This window comes from Pseudoalteromonas sp. J2K-J599, from assembly GCF_059295115.2.
Window position 1 is genome coordinate 1574711 of the sequence record NZ_CM200271.1, and the last position, 26576, is coordinate 1601286.

The window sequence follows — 26576 nt, forward strand, 5'->3', positions numbered from 1 at the left end:
AGGGGAAAGCAGTGCTTTTCCCTTTTTTTATAGAAAGCGATTAAATTATGAAAAAAAAAATTCTCTTGTTAGGATTTTCAACAGCTTTTATTTCTCCTCTTGCTTCCGCAGATAACCAATTTCAAATATTTACTCATTTTGACGCAGAAATTTATACTGAAGCACAACCAGTACAAGCTTTTGTAGATGATTTTGATGCTCCATTAAAATCGGGTGACAGTGCATTTACCTATAATATATTTGAAGTAGGTGTTGGCTACGGTAATTTTAAGGTAGGTTTACAAAGTCGTTACGACTATGTTCTTAACTTTGATCCTGATACAGCCAAATATACTCATACCGAAAAAAATGATCTAGAGTTTGAAGATAGATTTTATACATATTACCTTGATGCTAAACAAGCAACGTCTAACGGTGTATTTGTATCTTATGATTTTAAATTTTTAGATAAAAATGCATTAACAATAACACCTAAACTTTCTGTTTTTGCCAGCTCACACTATCAAGATGCCACTGTAAATGGTGAAATTTATAGTGATGAAGTTGAAGGCGCTGTAACTGTTGATTACAACTTTTCAAAAGACATATTATTTAAAAAGTTTTCACCTTCAGAAAAACCTGAAGGGCTTGGCTATAGCCTCGATATTTTTGCTGATTGGCAAGTAAATGATGAGCTTCAAGTTGGTTTTAGCGTAAAAGATTTACTCTATAAAACAGAGTACGAAGACAGCGGCTCTGTAAAAGGTCAAACTACTGAAATTCCATTTAGCGAAGATGACAACGGCGATATTATTACTCAGCCAACAGTTTCATTAAAAACATCTGCATTTGGAAATACGGTATCTCATGATTTAGAAATGGAAATGCGACTACAAGCATTTGCCGATTACAGAATAAACGACCGATTTTCGACTCAGTTAACTTTAAAACGTTACGACAAAGACACGTTCAGCCAATTAAAAGGCCGTATACACTTTTGGGATCATTGGAAAGTACAGGCAGGCTACGAGACAAAAAGTGAAGCATTTTTAGTTGGTATAGAAAACGAATATTTTGGTCTTAATTTACAAACTGATAGCTTAGATTTAGATAAAGCCTATTATGCGAATGTGAATTGGTACGTGAACATTAAGTTTTAAGGAATGAAGATGTTAAAACAAATTATACCTTTAGGGGTAGCTATTGCATTAGTAGGTTGTGGTTCTTCATCAGACAGTGACAGTTCAGAATCTGTTGCAGTGAGTGAAATTGCTACATCTTCTTCTGTGAGTTTTTATGTATCTAATTGGCAATCACCACAGGGCACGCTTAATGTTTTAGATAGCGATGGGGTGGTGCAAGAATCAATTGAAGTCGAAAACATTAATACTTTGAGTGTAAGTGTAACTCCACTTACTTTTAATAGTTTTGAGTTTATACCGAGTGATATGGCTCTACCTTGTCCGCGCTTTACAGGGTGTGGCAGAACAGTCCGTGGTGATGTAAATGACTTAAACGCAAACCGTTTAATAGACTACCAAGAATTGACAGCCGTTACTCTTAATTACAAAGCAGATGCATTTAGTGCACCGGGTGTAAATACAGTTTATTTATCGCCATTGAGTAAAGCAATTACAGATGAAGGCTTTAGTGCTACGCAAGCTAGTTTATCAGCCACACCTTTTTATCATTTAACGCACAGCAATTTAAATGCAAGTGTTGAAGCGGAAATGGTTACTAATGCATTTACTTACGCAGCAATTTTAGCTGGTGTTGCTGATAGTACGTTTAGTGTTGAAAGTGCTTTTAATGCATTTACTAACTCAGAGACTGACCAACAGGCATGGGAAGATTATAGCGATTTAGCAGCGCAGTATGTTACAGATAACTTATTTAGCGACCAAGGTAATGGATTACTACCAAACGTTGCAGGTCAAGTTAAGCAAACGATCGCAAGTGTAACTACATTTACAAATTGGCAGGCTCGCTCAACAGAAGTTCAAAGCTTAGATTCAAGAGAGTTACTTGTTGATACACGAAATATTATAGGTGCTGCAAGACTTCAAGAAAAAAGCTATTCAGATGAATTAGACGTAAAATTTGCTGAGCTTGAGGATGCGTTTGATGAAGACACACAAAGAACCCTTGATGCACTTACTAATGCTTTAAACGAAGTTATTACAAATTATTCACCACTAGCTGATGGCTCTACACCATCAGGACAGTATAAACTTCGTGACTTAGATATTGATTACAGCCAATCACCTTATACTTGGGCTATAACTGGCACATATGATGAGTTACCTATAACAATTGATTTATCAATTCCAACTTTCAGAGTAAGTGGTGTATTAGGTAATAAAATCGAAGGTGTAATGAGCGCAACGGTCACAAATGGTACTACGGTATTAAGTGTGGATGTAAGTGAGTTGCTGATTGAGTTTGATGGCATAGATGCTCAAAGTGAATTAAACCCAGAAGCCGATACGGGTATTACACAGGTAACCACCAACGTAATTATCAATAAAGCAGCGGGTAAACTCGAAGGTGATTTATCAGTAAATTTAAACCGTTTTGTTAATTCACTAGGTGAGGAGTCAACCACGTTATCTACTTTTGATTTTAATGGTGATTACGTAAGCGACATTCAAAACACTGCATTTCATATCACAGCAGTAGAGGCTTCGCCTTTTGTTGGTGAAGATAATGACGATTTAGCATTTACTTTTGAATTAGATTTTCCATTGAGTGGTGCAAGCGATTTTAAATTTGCGTACGTAGGCGATGTGGAAAACCTATCAGAACTTACCTCTACAGATATATTTGTTAGCATACAAAATCGCGCGTTAGATTTACGTATTCGTGATGTTAGTGGCAACATTAATCTAATAGCGAAAGGCGAAAATGGACGTTGGTTAGATGTAAAGCAAAAGGGCCGTAATTACAGTGGCGGTTTATATTTTGGTGATACTAAACTAGCTGATGTTACTGCGGTACGTGGTATTCCTGGTGTTTTATTTCCAAATGGTGAGTTTGAGTCGTTATTTTAACCATTAGATTAAATAATTAAAAACTCAGCATATGCCTTACAGCTCAGCGCTTTTTGCGATGAGTGAAGTGTTTTTATAACTATTCGAAATCCGGTATTAGTTTTCTAGTATCGGATTTTTTAATGTTTGTTATATTAGTTAAATGCGCCTGAATCGAGGTAGCTGCCAATCCCAAGTGTAAACATCCATAGCCCCCATAAGCTGTGTTCAATAACACACACGACCGTTGAGCGGCTTTGTGCGTAGGTATACGCAAACAGTAAACCGCCCAAAAAGGCTAAGGCTACTGCAATCCAATTTGCATACACAATATGCGCCAGCGCAAATACACTCGCACTGACTACAATACGCACTGCTTTTTTTGGCATGATGCGTTTATAACGATGAAAAAAATACGTTCGGAATATTAATTCTTGAGGAATAACCGACAGTATTGGATACAGCACCAACAGTAAAAGCCAATCATTAAACGAGTTACGGGGAAGGGTAAACCAGTTGCCTTGATGAATAATCCCGTAAAACATGCCTGAGAACAGCGCACCTAAAAAAAAGAAGCTAAACACACGCCTTTTAACAGCAGAAAATTGCCCAAGGCTTGTGAGTCTAAACCGTTTAAAATGGGGATCGCCTAGTAGCAACATACAACACACACTCATAAGTATAATAAGCGCAGGGATAAGCCAATTAGCTAAATGCTCGCGTAATCCAAAACCCAACAAGGGCAGTAATATAAAAATGAGGGTAAATTCAAACCAGCGGTATTGGTTAGCGTTCAAGGTCGTCTCAACTTGCTTTTTTTAATAAGCTAACAAGCTAAGACGACACTTTTATGACGATATTAGTTATCTATAAATTACTTTACTGGTTCTTCTTCATTAGGGAGGTATTTGTACAAGGCAATAATGGTGGCAAAAATGCTTACAAAAGTAATACCCATTAAACCAAACACTTTAAAGTTAACCCAAAAGTCGAGCGAAAAATTATATGCAATATAAATGTTTAGTGCTGCGATGCCAGCAGTAATTACAACCCACATTAAATTAAGCTTATCCCATAACGGTTCTGGGACAACAATGGCTTGCTTTGTATCATTAGCGTTTTCGAGGATTGAGCTAAGCGCTTTTTTAACGAGATTTTTATTAAGTACATAACGGCTAACAAGTAACGTTAAACTTAAACCTGCATATATCAGTGTTGCTTTCCATTTAATGTATTGCTCATCATGAAGTACCAGCGTTAGCGTACCAAACACGGCAGCAATGCTAAAAAATATCCAATGACGAGTAGGCACATTGCCATGTTTAAAGTAGCTATAAGCAACTTGAATAAGCGTAGTGGCCATTAATAAACCGGTAGCCCAATAAATATCGACGAGTTTAAACACTGCAAAAAACAGTATGAGTGGAATGTATTCAATTAATGCGTGCATATACTACCTAAATTATACAAAAAAGAGTCAAAGGCTTTTTACCACATAAAGCTTAGCAACTACAAGGTTGACTTGTTGCACTGTAACCCTTAGCCTGCGTGGCTTTATTACCAATTTGGTTTGGTATTTTTCATATCATCATATTCCCACGCTTAACCAACACTGATTTGGCGTGTATTTAGGAGCCTAAAATGAATAAAGCAGAACTCGTTGCTGCCATTGCACACAAAAGTGAATTAACAAAAAAAGATTCTCAAGCGGCACTTTCAAGCTTGCAAAAAGTCATTACTAAATCGCTTTCTGAGGGCGATCAAGTTCAAATTAATGGCTTTGGTACCTTTGCACTAAGTTATTACCCAGCGCGTACTGGGCGTAACCCACAAACAGGGGCTGCAATTGAAATAGAAGGCGCAAATAAAGCGGTTTTTAAACCTGCTAAGGCGTTAAAAGATCTGCTTTAAATAGCATTACTTAGCTTGGTCGTTGACTGAGCTTTGCTAGGAGCTATTAAACATAAAATTATGGGCTTTACCCATCACGCCAACAAGTTGTGCGTCTACAAAATAAACATAATGGCGAGCGTTAGTTGTAGGCGTTGGGCTTGCTCACGCGAGAAGCGAAGCTTCTGTATTTAAATCACCAAGTAGCAAAGCTATGTCTGATCTATGTAGTTTTTTCATCCCTTCTAAATGATTTACATGGCATTATAAATTCCACTTAAATTAACTCCTTTATTTTCAATTACTTGTTATCGGCACGCATCGTGCTTTTTTGATTGTGTATTTTAAATATACCTTTTAAGAAAATAAGGAGATCTCAATGAGTACATTACAAACAAGCACACGTTTACAAGGCAAAAAAATCGCAATTTTAGCCACTGATGGATTTGAGCAAAGTGAGCTTTTATCTCCACGCAGCGCATTACTTGATGCTGGTGCAAACATCGAAATAGTATCAATTAAAGAAGGCCAAATTACTGGCTGGGATGAAGACAAGTGGGGCGATAAAGTAACAGTAGATAAACTAGTTACAAACGCGGATCCTGCTGATTATGACGCGCTTATGCTTCCTGGTGGTTTATTTAATCCAGACAGTTTACGCCAAGATAAAGATGCTAAAGCATTTATTGATGGCTTTTTTGGCGCAGAAAAAAACAAACCCGTTGCTGCTATTTGCCACGCACCGTGGTTGTTAGCTGAAATTAATAAATTGCGCGACCGCACTATTACTTCTTTTCCTAGTATTAAAAGCGATTTAATTAATGCAGGTGCTAATTGGGTTGATCAAGAAGTATGTGTAGACCAAGGTTTGGTAACAAGCCGAAGCCCAGCTGATTTAGAAGCATTTAATGCTAAGTTTATTGAAGAGATTTTAGAGGGTAAACACCAAGCTCACTAATTTGTTTTTCAAAAACAAAAAAGGGCATTTAAATGCCCTTTTTTAATGCCTAAATTTACACTTTTTATAATGCGGTTGCCGCTTTCATTTCACTAACAAATGCTTTTAACTGCGTTGTCATTGCGTCTAAATCGTTAAGGTTAGCTTCAATAATTTTAACTACAGCAGAGCCTGAAATAGCACCTGCTGCGCCTGCATTAAGTGCCGCTTTTACATCATCTGGCGTTGAAATACCAAATCCTAAAAGAGCAGGAGCTGCATGGTATTCTTTTAATTTAGTAACAATATTACCCGCTGGCATTTGTGCTTTAGTATCGGTACCGGTAACACCTGCGCGCGATAGTAAATACGTATAACCACGACCGTAAGAGGCGCATTGGCGAAGTGTGTCATCATCTGCATTAGGAGTTGCAATAAAAATTGGGTCTACACCGTTATCCATTGCTGACTTTCTAAATATTTTAGATTCATGCAGAGGCACGTCAGCCACTAAAATAGAGTCTACACCTACCGCTTTTGCATCTTTATAAAATGCTTCTATACCGCGCTTAAAAACAAGGTTTGAGTAAAGCAATAATCCAATTGGAATATCGGCGTTATACTCGCGTATCTCTTTAATAACATCAAAGCAATCTTGCGTGTTAATGTGCACATCAAGTGCGCGAATATTAGCTTTTTGAATTACAGGGCCATCCGCAATCGGATCAGAAAACGGAATACCAAGCTCAAGTGCATCAGCGCCGCCGTCAATTAGGCTTTTAATAATCGCAACACTTTGCTCTTTACCTGGGTCGCCAATTGTTACAAATGGTACAAACGCACCTTGTTTTTTCTCGTTAAGCGCTGCAAACATTTTGCCGTAACGATCCGTTTTTACTTGGCTCATAGCTGACCTCTTTCAGATAGTACATTGTGAACGTGTGCTAAATCTTTATCGCCACGACCACTTAAATTAATAACTAAAACGCTTTCCTCGGTTTGCTCTTCTGCATACTTAAGTGCATAAGCAAGCGCATGGCTTGATTCAAGCGCCGGAATGATCCCTTCGTTTTTAGCAAGTGATTGAAACGCATCAAGCGCTTCTGTATCTGTGATACCCACGTATTGCGCTCGACCGGTTTCGTGTAAAAATGCGTGCTGAGGACCAACCGCAGGGTAATCAAGACCCGCTGATACAGAGTAAGACTCTTCAATTTGGCCATCGTCGTTTTGCATAATGTACGTGTAAGTACCGTGTAATATACCTTTAGTGCCTTTACAAATTGTTGCACCGTGCTCATTTGTATCAAGCCCTTTCCCAGCAGGCTCAACACCAATTAATTTAACGCCTGGCTCGTCAATAAAGTCGGTGAACATACCAATTGCGTTTGAACCACCACCAACACAGGCAATTACAGCGTCAGGTAAACGACCTTCGGCTTTAAGTACTTGTTGTTTAGCTTCTTCACCAATAACTTTTTGATACTCACGTACAATTGTTGGGAATGGGTGAGGACCCGCAGCTGTGCCTAGTAGGTAGTGCGCGTCTTGATAATTAGCTGACCAGTCACGCAGGGCTTCATTTACTGCATCTTTTAATGTGCCAGAACCCGCTGTTACCGGAATAACCTCTGCGCCCATTAACTTCATTCTAAATACGTTTGGTTGCTGACGTTCAACGTCTTTTGCGCCCATATAAATTCGACATTTTAAACCCAGTAATGCACATGCAAGCGCGGTTGCAACGCCGTGTTGGCCTGCGCCTGTTTCAGCAATTACTTGTTTTTTACCCATGCGCTTAGTAAGTAACGCTTGGCCAAGTACTTGGTTGGTTTTATGTGCGCCGCCGTGTAATAAGTCTTCACGCTTTAGATACAGTTTTACTTTTGGGTTTTTAACTAAATTGCGCGTTAAAGTAAGTGGGGTAGGACGACCCGCATACTCGTTTAATAATTTACTTAGCTCAGCCTGAAACTCAGGATCTTTTTGTGCTTTGTTAAATTCGTTTTCTAACTGCTTAAGCGCAGGGACAAGTAACTCGGGTACAAACATACCGCCAAACTCGCCAAAATAAGCTGGATTTTGCATTTTAACCTCAATAATTTCTGATGCTTGTAAAAGCATTATGTAATTTGTTAGGGCACTTTTTACCCGCAGATTCTTCAACGCCTGAGTTTAAATCAAGGCCTAAGGCACCTTTAAAAAGCGCATCTTTAATATTGTCTGGATTTAAGCCTCCAGCGAGCATAAACGGTGTGGTTGCATCATGAAGCACCGACCAATCAAATGCTTTACCTGTACCGCCAGCTTGTGTATCGCTGTGTGTATCGTAAAGTTGTCGGTCAACGCCATTTACAGGCGTTGGCAATGCATCTTTTATTGCTTGGGCTTTCCAAATCTCGCAGCCGGTAGGTAACTGTGTACGCAATTGAGCGATGTAATCGTCACTTTCTTGACCATGTAATTGAACTGCCGCCAATTTTAGCACACTTGCGTATTGAGCAACTTGATCAATTGGGGCATCTACAAACACACCCACAAAATTAAGCGGGGCACTTTGGCTAAGCTCTTTTGCGCAATCTAAATCAACATAGCGTGGCGATTTAGGATGAAAAATTAAACCACCGTAAATAGCACCGTTTTGATATGCCGCTTGTGCATCTTTGGTACGTGTTAAACCACATACTTTATTGTCACCTAAAATAACACGGCGACATGCTTGCTCTAAATCACGCTCGCCCATAAGTGAGCTGCCAATTAAAAAGCCATCACATAATGGGGCTAAGCGTTTTACGTCTTGATGGGTGTAAATACCCGACTCCGAAATAACCACTTTATCAGCCGGAATCAGTTTGCGTAGCTTTTCGGTAGTGGCTAAATCGGTGCTTAAATCGCGTAAATCACGGTTATTAATACCAATAATTTGTGCATCAAGCGCAAGTGCACGGTGTACTTCTTCTTCATTACTTACTTCGGTTAATACCGACATATTCAGAGAATCGGCAACTGCGTGCAGTGCTTTATAGCTTTCGTCATCGAGTACTGAAAGCATCAGTAATATAGCGTCACCGCCATAAATACGCGCCATATACACTTGGTACTCATCTATAAAAAAGTCTTTACAGATAAGCGGTTGTTCTACTTGGCTGCGCACAAATTCAAGATAGTCAAAACTGCCTTGAAAATATTTAGCATCAGTTAACACGCTCATGCAGGTAGCGTATTTTTTATAAACCGATGTGATTTCGGTTAAATCAAATGGCTCTCTAATTAGCCCTTTTGAAGGCGATGCTTTTTTACACTCTAAAATAAACTGTGTGCCTGGGGCGGCTAATGCTTTGTAAAAACTACGGCTTGTAGGCACTGCAAGGTGTTTAAAGCTTTCAAGCGGGCGTGCGGCTTTACGCTCAATTAGTTCTAATTTTTTATCAGCAACAATTTTGTCTAATACATTAGCCATTACTTACCTCAATAATTGCATTTAGTGTGTTCATGGCTTGCCCTGAACTTAATAATGTTTGTACTTGCTTTGCCCCTTCTTTTAACGTTTCTGCTTTACCTGTTAGGTATAAAAGGGCAGCTACGTTAACCACAATGGCAGCATTATGTGCATCTGTGCCTTTGCCTTGTAAGATGGCAAGGCTAGCATTTGCGTTGTATTGTGGGCCTTCACCAGCGAGTTGTTCAAGTGAATAGTTTGCAAGGTCAAAGTCGCTTGGGTTTAGTGTGTACTGTGTAAGCTCGCCATTATTCAGCTCAACTACCGTTGTTGGACCGTGTAGAGCTATTTCGTCAGTGCCCGAGCCGTGAACAATCATAGCGCGCTTTGTGCCAAGGGTTTTAAGTGTTTGTGCCATTGGCATACATAACGCTTCGTTGTACACACCTAACAATTGCACATCAGGTGCTGCTGGGTTAGCAAGCGGGCCTAAAATATTAAAAATAGTGCGTGTTTTAAGCGCTGTACGCACGCCCATCGCATGGCGTACGCCACTGTGATAGTGCGGTGCAAACAAAAAGGTAAAATTGGTTTGCTCAAGGCATTTTGCTGCCTGCTCTGGGCTCATATCTATATTAATTCCCAGCGCTTTTAGTAAGTCGGCAGAGCCTGAATTACTCGATACACTGCGATTACCATGTTTTACCATGTTAATACCGGCAGCAGCGGCAACTATGGCTGCTGTTGTGCTTATATTAATTGTGTTTGAGCCATCACCGCCAGTGCCACAGCTATCAGCAAGTTGTGTACTGCTGGTAGTAAAAGCAACAGCGTTTTCGCGCATTGAGGCTGCAGCACCTGCTATTTCATCGCTTACTTCGCCTTTAATTTTAAGGCTTATTAGTAGGGCGGTTAGCTCAATCTCGCTCATGTTACCTTGCATTATTTCATCAAACAGTGCTTTGGCGTCTGCGTAGCTTAATGATTGCCCTGTAATTAGTTGTTCAATCGCGTGTTGAACATTTATGGGTTGTTCTGGTTGTGTACTCATAATGTCCTCTTTTATTTGGCGCGTGTTAAGTAAGCGACACTTTGCTGAAGTAGCATTGCGCCGTTTGGCGTCAGTATTGATTCTGGATGAAATTGATAACCCAATGCATTGTCATCATGATGATAAATAGCCATAGGGATATCTTCATACTGGGCAATAACCTTTATATTACCAGGCACTTTTGTTGCCATTAATGAATGGTAACGTGCTACAGGCATTGTATTGCCCATACCATCAAATACAGGATGTTCGCCTAAATTAATAATTGAAGACTTACCATGTACTGTTTCACCCGCGTGACCGATTACTCCGCCATAGCTTTGTGTTAACGCTTGTTGGCCTAAACAAATGCCTAGCATTGGGAAGTGGCCTTTAGAGAGCTCAATAAGCTCCATTAAACAGCCTGCATCGCTTGGTGTTCCAGGACCTGGGGAAAGTACTAAGAGTACTTGGCCTTGCTCTTGGCGCATTTTATTAAAAATAACCTCAGCGCTAATGTTGTTTCTGTATACAACAAGTTCGCAGCCAAGCATCGTAAGCTCATCAACTAAGTTATATGTAAATGAGTCAAAGTTATCTAAAAAATAGATTTTAATAGGATTCGCTTTACTCATTTTATACCGCCTTATACGTAGATTTTATGGCGGTGATAACCGCTTGTGCTTTAGCGCGAGTTTCGTTTGCTTCTGAAATAGGATCTGAGTCAAACACTACACCTGCACCTGCTTGCACGTAGGCTATGTTATTTTTAACAAAAGCAGAGCGAATAACAATACAGCTATCCATTGCGCCATCACCGGTTAAGTAACCTACAGCGCCGCCATAACTGCCACGGCGCTTACCTTCAGTTTGACGAACAAGCTCAGCAGCACGTACTTTTGGTGCACCAACAAGGGTGCCCATGTTCATACACGCTTGGTAAGCGTGCAGTGCATCAAGTTCTGGTTTTAGTGTGCCAACAACGCGCGAAACTAAATGCATTACCTGTGAATAGCGGTCTACTTTTAATAACTCTTTGGCAAAACGAGTACCTGCAACACTAATGCGGGCTACGTCGTTACGGGCTAAATCGACAAGCATTAAATGCTCGGCGCGCTCTTTTTGATCGTTTCTTAGTTCCAGCTCAATGCGGCTGTCTAAGTCGGGGTTTATTTGCCCGTTAGCAAATTTGCCGCGCGCTCGAGTACCAGCAATTGGGTAAACTTCTACTTGCTGATTACTTACGTCGTACTTAAGGGCCGACTCAGGAGACGCGCCAAATAATGCAAAGTCTTCATCGCGCATATAAAACATGTAAGGGCTTGGGTTTTGCTTTTTAAGCTGACTATACGCATGTAAAGAATCAGGGCAAGGTAGTGAAAATGTACGCGACGGCACTACCTGAAAAATATCACCATCTACAATGTTCTTTTTAAGCTTAACAACTTGCTCGCAATACGTTTCGTCGCTTATATCAACGCTTACTTCACATTCGCCACTTTGCATATCCGCACTAAATTCTGCTGCGTTATCGCACAGCGTATTTAACCGCTCAAGCTCTTTACCTACTTCAAAGCAGTTAGCGTGTACGTCTGGGCCATTAAATACATTACCAATGAGCTCAGTTGTTTGCTTTTGATGATCAATAACAACTAACGTTTCAGCTAAATAAAATACGTAATCTGGGCAGGTGTTTTCGCCATCAGGTACATCACTTAATTGCTCAAAGTTTGCCACCATGTCGTAGGCAAACACACCGCCTAAAAATACCGAAAACGGATTTTCGGTAGTGCTTTGAATACTGTTAATACAGGTACGAAGAGCGCTGAAAGCGTTATCGGCAACAAGCTTACTTGCTTCGTCTATATCGCTGCTGGTGTCTTGGTAGTTAAGTGTAAGCGTTGTGTCGTTTAATTGTGAATCACAGCTCTTAACATTTGCTTGTAAGTAGCTTAATAATTGCTTGCCGTTATTTGATTGTGCGCTAACAGTTACCGTTTTACCCTTACATACAATGCGCAGGGCGCTATCAACTAAAATTAAACTTTTTACACTGTCTTTAGAATCAATCTCAGCTGATTCAAGCAGTAGTGAGTTAGGCTTATCAAGTGCCGCGTATAATGCAAGAGGGCTACTAATATAGTCGCGTACTTGCGTAATGCTTGTTACTTCGCCTGGTGTGGTAGTTATATGACTAAAAATCAAACCTCATTCCCTCAAAAAATTAAACCCCGCAGTGCTTTTGCAATGCGGGGTTTGAATAACGATATCTAAATTACAAACAGATCATTACCGTCCCGCTATATCAGGCGCCACCACCAACGATGTGTAAGAGTAAGAACGTTATTCATGTTTTTCTGCCTCAAAATTTATTAAATATTTTTAACGTATATGTTTCGTAAAATTTAGTTATAAAAAAACCCGCATAGTTGCGGGTTTTGAATTTTTGCTAGACACGACAATTCATCACCCGAAAATTACGAGTGCCACCACCAAATAGTGTTTAAGTTTGAATTGATCATTATTGTTAATTCTTAATGTGTCTGAAAGTGGCTACAGTAAAACGTATCTTATGCTTTTGTGTCAAGTGTTTATTTAAAACAATTTAGTCAAAAAAGTTGTTATACTTACATAAACACCAGTAACCCTTAATTTTAAGCAGTTTTCTTTTGATAAAATACGATTTACATAGCCATACTACACATTCAGACGGGCGTTTAACGGTTGAAGAATTATTGCATCGCGCTGTTGATAAAAATATTGATGTGTTTGCTATTACCGATCATGACACTGTGGCGGCTATTAAGCCTGCTCAGCAATTTATTGAAGCAGAAAACTTACCGCTTTCATTAATAACGGGTACCGAAGTGTCTACCAAATGGGAAAGCTTCGAAATTCATATTGTAGGTTTAAATATTGATATTAATAATATTGACCTTACTTCTTTATTAACGGCTCAGCAGCAAAAGCGAGAAGAGCGTGCACTAGAAATTGGCGCACGCCTTGCAAAAAATGGCTTTGATGGCATTTACGAGCAAGCTAAAGAGCTGGCAAAAGACGCGCAAATTACGCGCGCACATTTTGCACGCGCTCTTATTGAGCGCGGTGTAGCTAAAAATTTCCCAGGTGTATTTAAAAAGTACTTAGGGCGCGGCAAAACAGGCTATGTACCTAGTTGCTGGTGCACCATGCAAACCGCTGTAGAGGCAATACATGCTGCTGGTGGTGTTGCTGTACTTGCGCACCCAAGTAGCTATCAAATGTCAAACAAGTGGCTACGCAAATTATTAGTAGAATTTAAAAGTGTAGGAGGAGACGCAATGGAAGTTGCACAACCTCAACAGGCGCCAAGCGAACGTCAATTTTTAGGTGAACTCAGCCGTGAGTACGAACTACTTTGCTCGCAAGGGTCTGATTTTCATTTTCCGACAAGCTATTTAGAGCTTGGCAAAAATTTATACTTACCGAAAGACTGCCAAGGTGTTTGGCAAGTTTGGGAAGGACAAGAAGGGGCATTAACATGAGTCAATTATTCCATATTCATCCTGATAACCCGCAACCAAGATTGATTAGTCAAGCCGTTGATATTATTAAACAAGGCGGTGTTGTTGTTTACCCAACAGATTCGGGCTATGCCATTGGCTGTAACATTGGTAATAAGCAAGCCAAAGAGCGCATAGAGCGTATTCGTGGTATTGAAAAAAACGATAATTTTACGCTAGTTTGCCGTGATTTATCGGAGCTATCTACTTATGCACGTGTAGATAACCAGCTATTTAGATTAATTAAAAATAATACGCCAGGGCCTTATACCTTTATTTTTAAAGGCACAAAAGAAGTCCCTAAGCGTTTATTAAACGACAAGAAAAAAACCATTGGCATGCGTGTAATTGAACACCCAATTGCTTGTGCGTTACTTGCCGAACTTGGCGAGCCATTAATGTCGTGTTCTTTAATTTTACCCGGGCAGCAGTTTACTGAATCTGATCCGGATGAAATATTAGAGCGATTAGATAAACACGTTGATTTAATTATTCACGGTGGCCATTTAGCCGAGCAAGCAACCACAGTAATCGACTTGTCGGAAGATGAAGTTAAAATATTGCGTGTTGGCTGTGGTGATACAAGCCCGTTTGAGTAATAACAAGTGAGCGAAAGTACTGCTGATACAAAAAGTAGTGAAAAGCCAGTGCAGCAGAAGCTGCCACTGGCTTTTTTGCATGGTAAAGCGGTTGTAGATAAACCAGAAGACTTATATATTCCGCCCGATGCGCTCGAAATAATATTAGAAACCTTTGAAGGCCCGCTCGATTTACTGCTTTATTTAATTAAAAAGCATAAGCTTGATGTGCTCGATCTTTCTATTTTTAGTATTACAGAGCAGTATGTAAGTTACGTTGAAATGATGACCGAGTTTCAACTCGAACTTGCCGGTGAATATTTAGTAATGGCTGCGTTACTTGCACAAATTAAGTCGCGCTTATTACTCCCTGTTCACGAAGAGCTTGAAGAGGAAGAAGACCCTCGCGCTGAGCTTATTAAACGCCTGCAAGAATATGAGTTATTTAAAAAAGCCGCCGAAAACCTCGATGATATCCCCCGTGTTGGGCGTGATATTTTTATAGCGCATGCCGCTATGCCAATAAATGAAGACACAAGTCATAACCTCCCTGATATTGAACTTAAAGACTTAATGCTGGCGTTGAGTGATGTTATGGCGCGAGCAAAAACGTTTGAACATCATCAAATTACTGCTGAAGTACTCTCAACCCGAGAGAGAATGAGCCAAATATTACAACAGCTATCGAAAGCAAATTCAGCAGTGGTATTTAATGCGCTTTTTACGCCTGATGAAGGGCGTAGTGGTGTGGTGGTTAGTTTTATAGCCATGCTTGAGCTCATTAAAGAAGGACTTGTTACTTGTTTGCAAGTAAGCCCAGAGAGCTTAATTTATGTCAGCTTGAGCGAGCAATCCACCCTATAAACTTATCTGTTTAATCCTCAACTTTTAAAAACTGACTTTAATTATCAAAGTTCTGTGCGTATACGCACGTAAAGTGTTTGTAAATGTTATTTTCATTTACGGCTATGCACTATATTGTAACGTCATAGCATTATAGGACGTTACACATGTTTAAAAATACACCTTCATCTTACGGACTTGTCGCCATTATTTTACATTGGCTCATGGCGTTGACTATTTTTGGCCTGTTTGGTTTAGGTTTATATATGGTTGAGCTTACTTATTATGATAGCTGGTATAAAGGCTCGCTCGATTTACATAAAAGCATTGGTATTACACTTGTGGCCGTATTTTTATTTAGAACTTTATGGCGTGCTTTATCTACACAACCTAAATCATTAGGTGAAAGTAAAGGCATGAACCAATTAGCACATACTGCGCATATTGCTATGTATATTATTTTGGCCGTTATAGTTGTTGCAGGGTATTTAATATCAACCGCAGACGGACGTCCAATAGAAGTGTTTACCTTATTTAACGTATCAGCGCTTGATTTTGCATTTGATGACCAAGCCGATATTGCAGGAAAAGTACATTATTATGGCGCGTGCACATTAATCGGGTTTGCAGTACTTCATGCACTAGGGGCGTTAAAACATCACTTTATCGATAAAGATAAAACCTTAATCAGAATGATCAAACCATTAAAGGATGATTAAAATGAAAAAATTATTAGTAAGCACAGCCGTTTCGGCTGCAATGATGTTATCGGCAACAGCCGCTAATGCAGCTGATTATGTAATTGATACGAAAGGCGGGCACGCATCTGTTAACTTTAAAATTAAACACTTAGGTTACAGCTGGTTATATGGTCGTTTTAATACTTTTGACGGCACATTTAGTTACGATGCTAAAAATCCTGATGCATCAAAAATTATGGTAAATATTGACACCACAAGCCTTGATTCTAACCATGCAGAGCGTGATAAGCACCTACATGGTAAAGATTTTTTAAATGTGGATAAATACCCAAAAGCGACATTTAAAAGCACCAGCATTAAATTTGATGAAGATGGTGAAGAGGCCGACGTAACCGGCGAATTTACGCTGCATGGCGTAACTAAAACTATTACCTTTGAAATAGATAAAGTGGGCGAAGGGAAAGATCCGTGGGGTGGATACCGCGTAGGTTTTGAAGGCGAAACCAGCCTTAAACTTACCGACTACGGTATTGATTACAACTTAGGGCCTGCATCTACTCATGTTGATATTATTTTATCAATAGAAGGCGTTCGTAAGTAATACAGTTATTGAATATAAAAACGCCACTTACTGTGGCGTTTTTTTTGCTTAACAGAAACTCAAATTAAGCGACTTTGAATTTACTTATTTTGCGCTGTTAATGCGCGATTTTAATAGAGGCCTTAAATCCTCAGGCAACCAGCGCATAAGTAAATCGTTATAAGCCTGCGTTTTTTTAATAACTTTAAGCTGCTCATTAAGAATAGCGATGTCTTTTGCGCCTTGCTCGTTTTTAGTACAACCAATAAAGCCATAGCTGAGCGCTGGGGATTCGGTTAATGGACGCTGCGTTAAGTTTTCTTCAAAGTGCATTGATTTAGCTAAATAGTAATGCTCGCTTGGGTAACCCAGCAAAATATCAATTCGTTTTAGGTTAAGCATATATGTGAGGCTCGCTAGGCTATCGCGTGTGGGTCTAATTACTAAATCAATGTTGGGTGTACTGTTTATTAATGTATCTATCTCTTGGCCATAAGAGCGGCTCATAGAAACTCCAAGAGTTAGTTTTTTATCTTGTATTAAATTGAGTAGTGATACTTCTTTAGATTCCGCTATATTTAGCGCTTTGGCGAGCTTTTTATGCATTGCTATTGAAGGCGAGAGGCCCGTTGTTGAGCTTTCGTCTGTGAAATAAATATGCTCTTTTCTGTAATCATTTTTATAAAGCGATAACGCACAAACATTATTTGAAGTATTAGACAGCTCTTGAATTACTTTACCTGAGGGGATAAGCATGCGGTTAAAGGTAATATTAGGAAGTTGTTTTTCAAGTAAAGAAATTATGCTTTCGTCACGGCCTTGGTGTTGATATTGACCATTTAAAATATAATAGGGTGCAAAATCGTGCGCTAGCCAGTTTATGGTTCTAGCATTGCATATTGAGCTCAGACAGAAAAAAAGTAAGAAAGTTAAAAATATACGGAGCATTACAACAGCTACCAGTAATTATTATTGTAAAACTATTGTAACCAATAAAGGGCTAAAAAGTAAAATGCCAGCAACAAGGCTGGCATAATATCTTATCAATAATTGCAATAATAGAATGGCAATTAAAGTTATATGTTGCTTAGTTAGCTTTTAGCCACTTAACAAACTGGCGTGCATCACTCGCTTTTTGAAATAACGCATTTTTTAAACCTTGTGTATCACTGAAGATTACACGATGTTTGTTTACTGAAATTGATTGCACTGGATGTGCTATTTGGATCATAGACCCGTTATATTTATAAGACATAATAAAACTCACTTTATTCTTGTTATTTATTCTGCGCTATATTTGTATAGCAAATTGCAGTCAATAAATTAACGATGTTGTGTTTAGCTTCATTACAGTGTTGACGATCTTTATGACACTTTTGCGATGATAGTAAAAAATCATCTCGGTATTATTCAAGGGGTTCTCGCCGTACAATAACTTAGCTTTCAAATATACGTTTTGCGGGGCTTACTGGATCAGGGTAAATGGTTAACCGCGGCGGTTTCTTTAAACCAGAGAGGGAAGGTAACTTATATATAAATTGTGTGCAAGCTATTTATTATAAAAATATTTATAATAAATCTTATCAACTGCTTACAAAGCCCATTTTTAGTTACCAAAGGATAAGTATGAATTACCTAATAGTGAGTGATGTTTATGGTTTAACCCCTGCTTTAAGTAAGTTATCACAGGCAATTAGTTCAAATTTAGTGATTGTTGACCCATACAATAACAAGATTCAAGCTATTGAAAGTGAACAAGATAGTTATAATAATTTTATACAGCAGTGTGGCCATGACAAATACACGGACAAACTTCTAGAATGCTTTGAGAGTTTAAAAGTGCCGACCACATGTATTGCGTTTAGCGCAGGGGCAAGTGCAGCATGGCGGGCACAGTTATTAACAGGCAATACACACCTTAAAAAGTTAATTGGCTTTTATCCGTCGCAAATTCGTAATTATTTAGCGTTAGATGCAAATGTACCCTGTGAATTGATATTCCCAGAAAGTGAGAGTCACTTTAATGTTGATGAAGTTATTAAAGCTTTAAGCACCAAAGCGAGTGTTAAGTGCTATAAAACCAATTTTTTGCATGGTTTTATGAACGAGTACTCAACCAATTTTAATGCGCAAGGGCTGGTTGAATATAGTAGCTATATAAAACAGAGCAGCCGTTAAAGCGTGTTTAGCTGCTTTTTATTAATATCAGGAAAATCAGTACGAGTATTATATTTTGCATACAGCGTTGTAAAAATGCTGCTGCTGGATAACTTATCTAACTCTTTTATAAAGGTTTTAGCACTAGAACGAGCGGGTCTACAGCATGTTTGATACTGTTTTATTATACCCGCGACAGATAAACCTTGTTTTTGTAGCTTAAGGTCGGCCTGTGCAAAAAAAGCTGCACCTGTCCAATAAACACGTTGCTGGGCGCGTTGTTTCCACATATCGGCAGAGAGCTCATTAAGTGGCTGTGTTTTAGTTTTGGTTTGCAGGCGGGCACGATCAAATCCTGCATTTAAACGTTGTACAAACTGTGGCTGGGTGATTATACCGCTGTCACGCATTATTACGTTTTGCATATAACTGGCAAAACCCTCGCTTAGCCAAAAACCGGAGTAGGGAAGTAGCGGCAAATATAAATGCGAAAGTTCATGGTATAGCGTCCAATCTTTAGTGAATGCATTTAAACTGGCGTAGCGATCTATATGTAGTTCAATCCCATCGGGGTTATTGCGCTTAACTGTAGCACAAGGTACAGGCTCAAAAGCAAAGTATTGCGGTTTTAAATAAATAGGCAAAGTGGTTTGCTTTAAAGGCCCCAGTGTATTTTGTGTTTTTTCAACACTTTGATTAACCCATGCAGATACTGTGTTTTGAGCATTACTTGAGAGCGAGCTAAGGTTATGTATGACTACTTCAACGGCTAATACGTTAAAAGAGCTGATTGATAGTAGCAGTACAAAAAAGAATTTCATTAAAATGCTCCACTGTAATTTAATAACTGGTACGCCAGGGTTAACATACAAGACCAACTAAATGGATAAATAATCACGCCTAATTCTTTATTTTTTAAAATGATAGTAACTATAAAAGTACAAATACAGACACCTCTAGCTAAGCATGGTTTAATCAATTAATCGTAATTTTAAGTTAGGTTTTAGCCATGACGTATCAGCATATTCAAGTTCCTGAGCACGGCCAAAATATCACTATTGATGCACAAGGACATTGGCAAATACCGTTAGAACCTATCATTGCTTTTATTGATGGCGATGGCGTGGGTCTGGATGTTATGCCGGTGATGCGCCACGTTGTTGATAGTGCAATTGAGCATTGTTATAAAAGTGCACGGAAAATTCATTGGATGCAAGTTTATAATGGCGAGCAGGCCGCAAAGCTGTATGACGGTGACTGGTTCCCGCAAGAAACAATTAACGCGGTACGTGCCTGCAAAATTGCCATAAAAGGGCCGTTAACCACACCACTGGGTGGTGGCTTTCGATCGCTTAATGTTGCACTCAGGCAAGAAATGGATTTGTTTGTAAATATGCGCACTATAAAAGGCTTTAGCGCACTTCCTTCTCCTTTAAAAAATCCTTTTTTAACAAACATAACAGTGCTTCGTGATAGCAGCGAAGACGTGTACTCAGGTATTGAGTGGCAAGCAGGCAGTGTAGAAAGTGAAAAAATGCTCGATTTTTTATGTGAGGAAATGGGCGTAACCCGCCTAAGGTTTTCACAAGAATGCGGTATTGGTATTAAAAATATATCTAAAGAAGGCTCTGAGCGACTAATGCGCTTTGCCATTAACTATGCACTTAAAAACGATAGTGAATCATTAACGCTAGTGCATAAAGGCAATGTACTTAAATTTACCGATGGGGCATTTAAGCGTTGGGGGTATGCACTTGCACAAAGCGAATTTAATGCCACTGCACATGAAAATGGGCGTTGGCTGCAAATAGAGCGAGTAAATCAAGCACCTCTAATTATTAAAGAAGTTATAGCCGACAACATGCTGCAGCAATGTTTAATGCACCCAGAGCAATTTGATGTAGTGGTGACGACTAATCAAAATGGTGACTTTTTAGCGGATATGCTGAGCGCACAAGTTGGCGGTGTTGGCATAATGCCTGCTGCAAATTTAAATAACGATGTCGCATTTTTTGAGCCTACACACGGCACGTTTGAACGTATAGCAGGGCAAAATAAAGCAAACCCCAGCAGTAGTATTTTAAGTGCGGTATTAATGCTTAAGTTTATGGGATGGGACGAGGCCGCATTACTAATAGAAAATGCGTTAGAGCAAACATTTAAAAGCGGTGAAGTAACCTTTGATTTAGCGCAAGAGCAGAGCGATAACTCAAGTATTCATAACTCGACAACCTTAACTTGTACTGGCTTTGCAAAGAAGGTTATCGAGCACTTTTAAACACATTCATTATTAAGCTGCTGAGGCAGTTTTTACTCTGTGCATGCAAGGGCGGTTGGTTAACTGCGCTGCACGATGGTAAATCTCATGTGCTTGAGGTTCATCGCACTGCGTACCACTGAGCGTATCCATTAACGCAACAACAATAATTGCAGGAACCTGGCAGCAATATTCGTCTAAAACGGCTTCTGTCGTTTGCGCATCAACGTGGCAAAGTGGGTGGTTTTTAAGTTGGTATGCGTTTAGCAATGTATCCACTTCTAATACATCATTTGGTTGGTGCTTTGTTTTACGGCATTTACAACCAAACTCATCAATTAAAGTAGCTAATGCTTGGTAAGTTTCAGTGGTGTTAGTTTTTGCGCATAACTGCTCTTCAATAAACTGATGTAAGTTAGCATCAATAAATAACCCGTCTTGTTGTGTGAAGCTTGATGTTGTCATAATTATTACTCTTAGTTTGTTGGCTTAACTTCACTCTAGCGCTAAGTGTATTATTAATGAAATTGTTGTTTTCAATAACTGACATTGATTTCATCAATAGTAAGTTTTAAAACTAAATAAAAAATAGAAAACATACCTAAATTATACTAATTAATTTGGTGCAGAGCGGTAAAAACGTGCACAAAACTGGAACAAGGGGGTTAGTTGATGAGTTAAGGTGGATGCTTAGTTTATTGTTTTTATTGAATTTTAATTGTTTTATGAAGTTGGTACTAAGCTTGCTAATCTTACACTGTAGGTAGACTCCTATATCGACGATTTCCAAAAGCGCCATGGTATTTTCCCAAAGTTGAATACCACGGCGCTTTTTTATTTTCTAGTGTATTTTATTTAGCCATAATAATTGCAATAACAGTAGTAATGTTAAATTTTAATAAAGTAGGGAATAGCCACTAAAATAGCGCCTACAATCAACAGCATGCTAACACTGCTCATAAAATACGGAAATACCAATAGCGACAAACCAATACAAAGTGGTACTACGGCTTTTTTTCTTCGCCCGTAAGTAAGGTAGCCAATACCTATGCCGCCAAACAAAACACTCCACGCAATTATTGATGCACTATCCATTTGTAAATTACCTATTTTGAAATACTGATTTAAATTATGATCGACATAGCCAGCTTTTCAATACCATGTGAAGGAGTCCATCTTTTAAATTCCACGAAGCCATGCTTTTTATATAAATTTATTGCAGGAGTATTAGCAACCGCAGTCTCCACTATTGCATGAGAAAAATCATCCATTGCTAAAACATAACTTATTAGCTTACTTGCGATACCTTTTTTAAAATGACTAGGATCAACGGTTAAACTACAAATATCTAAATACTCGTTGTTTGTATCTACTTCTATAACGGCTGCTAAACATTCATTTTCGCTGTAGCCATAAAAGGTTGTTTCTGATTTTTTTATACCTTTAATATTACGCGCTAAAGGAGGAAAGTTATGCGCGCCGATCAGTTTAGCCTCTATAGCATAGGAATTTTGAAAGACAGCAAAAATTATATTTGCAGTATCGTTATTCTTATTATTAAGTTTTTTTATCATTGTCTTCTTTTTTAGAAAATAAAGTATGAATACCATATGCCGTAATAAAACCTCCGGCACCAATTGTGAAATAAAGAAATAAATAAAACTTTTTCGGGTTATTTTCTAAAGATGCCACTGCCGGCTCATTGTATCTCTTATAAATGACACCGCTTTCGTAATTAAAATAGCTGCGTAAAAGGATAAACAAACCTAAAACAATACACAGGAGCGCTTTACTTGTTTTCTTAGTGCTATTTTCAGCTATTACTATTTGTTGCGTAGCTTTGGGCTCAGTACGATTTGGTTTAGCTAATTCATCTTTAAGGCGTTTGTAGTTTTCGGGATATTTATGCGCATCAATACTTTCAAGTGCTTCGTTTAATTCACTAAGTGAATAAGTAGAGTAATCAATATTTATAATAATCTTCCTTAAAAGGCTCTTAAATAACATTTACAGAGCAAGGCTTTAAGTTGTTGTTATTGAATAGTATTTTTATAATCCGATTAAGTTAATTTTAATGTAGCAAAGACTTGAGATTAGTCACTTTTACTTTCATATTTAAACTCGAATGAAACTATTGCAGCCAATATACCTCCAGTCGCTAATATAGCAGCGCTAAATAACATCTCCCATAATAATTTTTTCAATAGTAGAGCCTGATGAATATTTGTAAATATGACCCTCCAAGTTTGTTCAAAGTTGTATAAATTAACAATTTCATGAACATCATATAAAAAAGTACCGAACCCATTCAAAAAGTATGCAAGAGCTATATAAACAAAAAATCGCGCAGTAAATAATAGGGTTTTTAAATTATCAGTTTCAACTTTAGAGAAAGGAAGAAAGCTAATTTTGGTGACCTTGCTCATTATAAGTGAACACTTCAAATATAGGTATTGGTACATAAAATTCCATTTTTTAATATGTCTTAGATTGTTGATAACGAGTATCTAAAGTTATTGACTTTATATTACTAATTAACAATAACGCAGTACTTATTTTGATTCAATTCTTGAGCGAACATTGTATTTGAGTTCTAGCTTTTTGATTAGGTAGTTTTTAACTCAATGTATTTAAAATGCTAACCAAGCTATTAGCTCAAAATTAGATGATTCAGTACATAGCACAGGCACTCGCATTAGGCTCTTGAGTACTAATTAAGGTTTGCTCTTAATTACCTATCTGCAATCGTTTTAGCAAACGCTAATAACTCACGCCTTAACCATTGGTGCGCTGGTGCATGGTGCAGCAGTGGGCTCCATATCATTTTTACTTCAATAGGCACTATTTGAAATGGTACAGGACTGATTACCAAATCAGTATGAGAGGTTAATAACTTAGCTTGCCTGCGCGGTAGGGTGGCAATAAGTTGCTCTGATTGGCAAAGCAGGCTTGCAACCATATAGTGGCGAGTAAAAACACGTATTTTACGGGTTTGTTCTAGTTGCCAAAGCGCTTCATCTACCCAGCCTAATTTTTGCTTTCCTGATTTATTAGTAACAGCGGCTTCAGGCCCCCAGCCGGCACGATTTACCCAAATATGCTCTTTTTTTAAGTAGTCGTCTAACCCTGATTGTTGTAAAAATGTATTTTTAGGATGCGTTAAACAACAGTAGTTATCTCGCCATACACTGGCTTGATGAAACGAGCGTGGCAAACCATTAAAGCGATTTATTGCTAAATCTATAGTGCCTTTTTCCATGTCTTGCAGGTTTACGTCGCTTGGACTTAATACATCAAAATTAATACCGGGATTTTTACTAAGCTGCGCAGTTATAAAAGGGGCTATTAAGGTCGACTCTATGTAGTCGTTTGCCATTATTCTAAACGTAACTTCAGCCGTTGTAGGGTTAAATTGCTCACTAGGCTGCGTAATAGCTTCGGCCATTTTTAAGAGCGCCTCAACTTCAGGCTTTAACGCAAGTGCCTTTGCCGTTGGCGTCATAGAGCCTGCAGCACGAACAAGTAGCGGGTCATCAAATAAATCGCGCAAACGTTTTAGCGCATTACTCATAGCAGGTTGCGTAAGCGCGAGTTTATTGGCAGCTTTTGACACACTTTTTTCATCTATTAACACATTTAAATAAACGAGAAGGTTAAGATCGACATTTCTTATATTCATATGATTAATTTAAATTATATGCTGTATTAATTATCTAAATTAAAGCCTACTTGTTAAGGTGTAAACAATTAATAAAAAATAACCGCCATAACTGGCATCAATATAAGTGCTGTATTTATGCAAACTAGGCTAACACATCAATCTAATAATACGCTGCAAAACGTTATTGCCAGTAAGCTTGCACGATCTGTTTTTGCTGGATTTGAGGCGATGTTTTCGCAATTTTTAAATATTACATTGGGTGCACAAAGCCGTTTTGAACAACGACAGTACCATAGTGTGCAAAGTGCTATGCGTGAACGTTTACAAGTGTATGAGCGCGAAGTAAAAAACGTGAGTGAAGCCGTAAGAGTTATTGCTTATGCTGAACTTACTTGCCCGCAAACGTGGCAGTTAGCTAAAAATATTTACGGCGATATGGTACAAAATCACGAAAATAAACCTATTGCGCATACTTTTTTTAATTCAACGTTTGGGGCAATTTGGGACGATAAAAAAATTCGTACTGTGCATTTGTTTGTATTAAAAGCAAAGTACCGTAGTGAGCCGCGCTCTTATGAAAGCTTAGTGAGCAGGGTATCGCTACATAATGGGTTTAATAACGCCGTTAAAACGCTTATCACTAATCAAGTATTTAGAGTGCCGTTTAGTCATTTAGAACGCGATGTAGCCACATTACAAAGTACGTTAATGCAAGGCGCTAAGCAGCAATGCAAACAGGTGTACGAACTTATAAATTTAAACGATGGGTATATTGAATACGCCAACTCATTATTTTTTAGAAACAAAGCCTGTTATTTAATTGGGCGCTGCATTGCTAAAAATGGCGACAATATGCCTTTTGCTATCGCTATTTTAAATACCGATGAGGGACTAAAGCTTGATGCTGTAATGATGGGCGCCGATCAATTAAGTTTATTATTTGGTTTTGCACGCACCTATTTTATGGTTGATACCGATAAACCCGCTCGTTATGTAGATTACTTAAGTGTGTTAATGCCACACAAACAACGCTTTGAGTTATTTAACGCCATTGGTTTTATAAAGCACGCCAAAACTGAGTTTTATCGGCACAAGGTTGATACGACTAAAAATAGCCCAGCCAACTTCAAGTATGTTAAAGCGCCAGGGACACCGGGCATGGTAATGCTGGTATTTACTATTGAAGGGCTAGATTACGTTTATAAAGTAATTAAAGACAAATTTAGTGCGCCAAAAACAGCTACCAAAGCACAAGTGATAGACAAGTATAACTTTGTAAAACAAGCCGATAGGGTTGGGCGTTTGGTAGACACACACGAATTTAGATATTTAGCGTTTGATTTAAGCCGTTTTAGTGATGAATTGCTTGAGCAGATGAAAAGCCAAATTGGCAGCAGCATAGTTATATCTGGCAAGGCACTCATTTTAAAGCACGTGTATGTTGAGCGTAAAATGACCCCGCTTAATTTATATATTAACCAATGCGATAACAAAACCCTAGAACGAGTAATGCATGACTACGGTAAAGCAATTAAAGAGTTAGCGGGCGCTAATATATTTCCGGGCGACATGCTAATGAAAAACTTTGGCGTAACGCGTTGGGGGCGAGTGGTGTTTTACGACTTTGACGAAATTTGCCCACTAACCGATTGCAACTTTAGAGACGTTCCACAAACCCAAAATGCACTCGAAGAGCTAAGTAGTAACTCGTATTTTGATATAGCTGAAAACGATATATTTCCGAGCCAATTTAAGGTGTTTTTTAGTGCCAACGATATTGCGTTTAACTATTTTAATAATGAGCACAGTAACTTGTTTTTAGCGACGTTTTGGCAGAGTTGTCAGCAACAAGTACATAATGGTTATCTACCCGATGTTTATCCTTATAAACAAAGTTGGCGCTTTTGAGGTTGTTTGAATCTGTGTTCATCCCCATCTATATGTTATTACAGT

At 38.6% G+C, this 26576-nt stretch carries 29 protein-coding genes; 12 read left to right on the forward strand and 17 right to left on the reverse strand.

The annotated features are described in order from the left end of the window. Nucleotides 1-47 precede the first annotated feature (47 nt). On the forward strand, nucleotides 48-1139 hold the full coding sequence (locus AC5NT5_RS07130; protein ID WP_165721479.1) for a hypothetical protein: 1092 nt from the start codon (nucleotides 48-50) through the stop codon (nucleotides 1137-1139). Nucleotides 1140-1148: 9 nt separating this feature from the next. Beyond that, a complete protein-coding gene (locus tag AC5NT5_RS07135; protein WP_494513169.1) occupies nucleotides 1149-3029 on the forward strand; it encodes a hypothetical protein in 1881 nt (626 codons plus the stop codon). A gap of 134 nt (nucleotides 3030-3163) precedes the next feature. Here the strand turns inward: AC5NT5_RS07135 and AC5NT5_RS07140 are convergent, their stop codons facing one another. Continuing rightward, entirely contained in the window at nucleotides 3164-3805 is a 642-nt protein-coding gene (locus AC5NT5_RS07140; protein WP_002961594.1) for a CPBP family intramembrane glutamic endopeptidase, read from the reverse strand. 77 nt (nucleotides 3806-3882) lie between these two features. Then, nucleotides 3883-4458 carry an inner membrane-spanning protein YciB gene (locus AC5NT5_RS07145; protein WP_494513168.1) on the reverse strand — a complete coding sequence of 192 codons (576 nt, stop codon included), beginning with the start codon at nucleotides 4456-4458 and terminating at the stop codon, nucleotides 3883-3885. Between the two features lie 191 nt (nucleotides 4459-4649). Between AC5NT5_RS07145 and AC5NT5_RS07150 the strand changes: the two genes are divergently transcribed. Together AC5NT5_RS07150 and AC5NT5_RS07155 are read left to right on the forward strand one after the other, a co-directional pair. Next, nucleotides 4650-4919 carry an HU family DNA-binding protein gene (locus AC5NT5_RS07150; protein ID WP_007375441.1) on the forward strand — a complete coding sequence of 90 codons (270 nt, stop codon included), beginning with the start codon at nucleotides 4650-4652 and terminating at the stop codon, nucleotides 4917-4919. A gap of 358 nt (nucleotides 4920-5277) precedes the next feature. After that, a complete protein-coding gene (locus tag AC5NT5_RS07155) occupies nucleotides 5278-5856 on the forward strand; it encodes a type 1 glutamine amidotransferase domain-containing protein (RefSeq protein WP_024595007.1) in 579 nt (192 codons plus the stop codon). A 64-nt stretch (nucleotides 5857-5920) separates the two neighbouring features. Here AC5NT5_RS07155 and trpA read toward each other — a convergent pair whose 3' ends face one another. Genes trpA through AC5NT5_RS07185 form a run of 6 tightly spaced genes read right to left on the reverse strand, consistent with a single transcriptional unit; the run spans nucleotide 5921 to nucleotide 12509 of the window. Then, a complete protein-coding gene (gene trpA / locus AC5NT5_RS07160) occupies nucleotides 5921-6742 on the reverse strand; it encodes a tryptophan synthase subunit alpha (protein ID WP_024595006.1) in 822 nt (273 codons plus the stop codon). Next, complete coding sequence (trpB, locus tag AC5NT5_RS07165; protein ID WP_002961582.1) at nucleotides 6739-7923, reverse strand: tryptophan synthase subunit beta; 1185 nt, start codon at nucleotides 7921-7923, stop codon at nucleotides 6739-6741. The genes trpA and trpB overlap by 4 nt, the downstream gene beginning before the upstream one ends. 7 nt (nucleotides 7924-7930) lie before the next feature. Next, nucleotides 7931-9295, reverse strand: coding sequence for a bifunctional indole-3-glycerol-phosphate synthase TrpC/phosphoribosylanthranilate isomerase TrpF (gene trpCF / locus AC5NT5_RS07170; protein WP_494513167.1), 1365 nt, complete (start codon nucleotides 9293-9295; stop codon nucleotides 7931-7933). Then, nucleotides 9288-10325 (reverse strand): anthranilate phosphoribosyltransferase, encoded by a 1038-nt coding sequence (gene trpD / locus AC5NT5_RS07175; protein WP_002961580.1) that lies wholly within the window; start codon nucleotides 10323-10325, stop codon nucleotides 9288-9290. Before trpD ends, trpCF begins: the two co-directional genes overlap by 8 nt. Before the next feature lie 11 nt (nucleotides 10326-10336). Further along, nucleotides 10337-10939 carry an aminodeoxychorismate/anthranilate synthase component II gene (locus AC5NT5_RS07180; RefSeq protein ID WP_182194407.1) on the reverse strand — a complete coding sequence of 201 codons (603 nt, stop codon included), beginning with the start codon at nucleotides 10937-10939 and terminating at the stop codon, nucleotides 10337-10339. 1 nt (nucleotide 10940) lies between these two features. Then, complete coding sequence (locus tag AC5NT5_RS07185; RefSeq protein ID WP_182736529.1) at nucleotides 10941-12509, reverse strand: anthranilate synthase component 1; 1569 nt, start codon at nucleotides 12507-12509, stop codon at nucleotides 10941-10943. Between the two features lie 464 nt (nucleotides 12510-12973). Between AC5NT5_RS07185 and rnm the strand changes: the two genes are divergently transcribed. The 5 genes from rnm (at nucleotide 12974) to AC5NT5_RS07210 (ending at nucleotide 16569) form a co-directional block, all read left to right on the forward strand. Then, nucleotides 12974-13828, forward strand: a complete 855-nt coding sequence (gene rnm, locus AC5NT5_RS07190; protein ID WP_138488940.1) for an RNase RNM — start codon at nucleotides 12974-12976, stop codon at nucleotides 13826-13828. Next, nucleotides 13825-14445, forward strand: coding sequence for an L-threonylcarbamoyladenylate synthase (locus tag AC5NT5_RS07195; RefSeq protein ID WP_002961576.1), 621 nt, complete (start codon nucleotides 13825-13827; stop codon nucleotides 14443-14445). Before rnm ends, AC5NT5_RS07195 begins: the two co-directional genes overlap by 4 nt. A gap of 6 nt (nucleotides 14446-14451) precedes the next feature. Continuing rightward, nucleotides 14452-15288, forward strand: coding sequence for a segregation and condensation protein A (locus tag AC5NT5_RS07200; protein WP_039489969.1), 837 nt, complete (start codon nucleotides 14452-14454; stop codon nucleotides 15286-15288). A 146-nt stretch (nucleotides 15289-15434) separates the two neighbouring features. Next, nucleotides 15435-15986, forward strand: coding sequence for a cytochrome b (locus AC5NT5_RS07205; RefSeq protein WP_494513166.1), 552 nt, complete (start codon nucleotides 15435-15437; stop codon nucleotides 15984-15986). 1 nt (nucleotide 15987) lies between these two features. Next, entirely contained in the window at nucleotides 15988-16569 is a 582-nt protein-coding gene (locus AC5NT5_RS07210) for a YceI family protein (protein WP_039489966.1), read from the forward strand. Between the two features lie 84 nt (nucleotides 16570-16653). Here AC5NT5_RS07210 and AC5NT5_RS07215 read toward each other — a convergent pair whose 3' ends face one another. Together AC5NT5_RS07215 and AC5NT5_RS07220 are read right to left on the reverse strand one after the other, a co-directional pair. After that, nucleotides 16654-17496, reverse strand: coding sequence for a hypothetical protein (locus AC5NT5_RS07215; RefSeq protein WP_494513165.1), 843 nt, complete (start codon nucleotides 17494-17496; stop codon nucleotides 16654-16656). A gap of 139 nt (nucleotides 17497-17635) precedes the next feature. Then, a complete protein-coding gene (locus AC5NT5_RS07220) occupies nucleotides 17636-17803 on the reverse strand; it encodes a hypothetical protein (RefSeq protein ID WP_002961566.1) in 168 nt (55 codons plus the stop codon). A gap of 371 nt (nucleotides 17804-18174) precedes the next feature. Here AC5NT5_RS07220 and AC5NT5_RS07225 point away from each other — a divergent pair, with 371 nt between their 5' ends. Beyond that, complete coding sequence (locus AC5NT5_RS07225) at nucleotides 18175-18726, forward strand: hypothetical protein (protein ID WP_494513164.1); 552 nt, start codon at nucleotides 18175-18177, stop codon at nucleotides 18724-18726. Here AC5NT5_RS07225 and AC5NT5_RS07230 read toward each other — a convergent pair. After that, nucleotides 18723-19526 carry a M61 family metallopeptidase gene (locus AC5NT5_RS07230; RefSeq protein WP_494513163.1) on the reverse strand — a complete coding sequence of 268 codons (804 nt, stop codon included), beginning with the start codon at nucleotides 19524-19526 and terminating at the stop codon, nucleotides 18723-18725. The genes AC5NT5_RS07225 and AC5NT5_RS07230 overlap by 4 nt on opposite strands. Nucleotides 19527-19714: 188 nt before the next feature. On the opposite strand from AC5NT5_RS07230, the gene icd reads away from it, so the two are divergent. Further along, complete coding sequence (icd, locus tag AC5NT5_RS07235) at nucleotides 19715-20983, forward strand: NADP-dependent isocitrate dehydrogenase (protein ID WP_138488944.1); 1269 nt, start codon at nucleotides 19715-19717, stop codon at nucleotides 20981-20983. Between the two features lie 12 nt (nucleotides 20984-20995). On the opposite strand, the gene AC5NT5_RS07240 is transcribed toward icd, so the two are convergent. The 6 genes from AC5NT5_RS07240 to AC5NT5_RS07265 form a co-directional block, all read right to left on the reverse strand. Beyond that, entirely contained in the window at nucleotides 20996-21427 is a 432-nt protein-coding gene (locus tag AC5NT5_RS07240; RefSeq protein ID WP_494513162.1) for a hypothetical protein, read from the reverse strand. 423 nt (nucleotides 21428-21850) lie between these two features. Continuing rightward, complete coding sequence (locus AC5NT5_RS07245) at nucleotides 21851-22057, reverse strand: hypothetical protein (RefSeq protein WP_007375422.1); 207 nt, start codon at nucleotides 22055-22057, stop codon at nucleotides 21851-21853. 29 nt (nucleotides 22058-22086) lie between these two features. After that, complete coding sequence (locus AC5NT5_RS07250) at nucleotides 22087-22536, reverse strand: GNAT family N-acetyltransferase (RefSeq protein WP_494513161.1); 450 nt, start codon at nucleotides 22534-22536, stop codon at nucleotides 22087-22089. After that, complete coding sequence (locus AC5NT5_RS07255) at nucleotides 22520-22969, reverse strand: hypothetical protein (protein ID WP_494513160.1); 450 nt, start codon at nucleotides 22967-22969, stop codon at nucleotides 22520-22522. Before AC5NT5_RS07255 ends, AC5NT5_RS07250 begins: the two co-directional genes overlap by 17 nt. An 86-nt stretch (nucleotides 22970-23055) precedes the next feature. Continuing rightward, nucleotides 23056-23388, reverse strand: coding sequence for a hypothetical protein (locus AC5NT5_RS07260; RefSeq protein ID WP_188160873.1), 333 nt, complete (start codon nucleotides 23386-23388; stop codon nucleotides 23056-23058). A 305-nt stretch (nucleotides 23389-23693) separates the two neighbouring features. Then, nucleotides 23694-24641 (reverse strand): LysR family transcriptional regulator, encoded by a 948-nt coding sequence (locus AC5NT5_RS07265; RefSeq protein ID WP_024595339.1) that lies wholly within the window; start codon nucleotides 24639-24641, stop codon nucleotides 23694-23696. A gap of 117 nt (nucleotides 24642-24758) precedes the next feature. Between AC5NT5_RS07265 and aceK the strand changes: the two genes are divergently transcribed. Beyond that, nucleotides 24759-26531, forward strand: a complete 1773-nt coding sequence (aceK, locus tag AC5NT5_RS07270) for a bifunctional isocitrate dehydrogenase kinase/phosphatase (protein ID WP_494513159.1) — start codon at nucleotides 24759-24761, stop codon at nucleotides 26529-26531. Nucleotides 26532-26576: the final 45 nt, after the last annotated feature.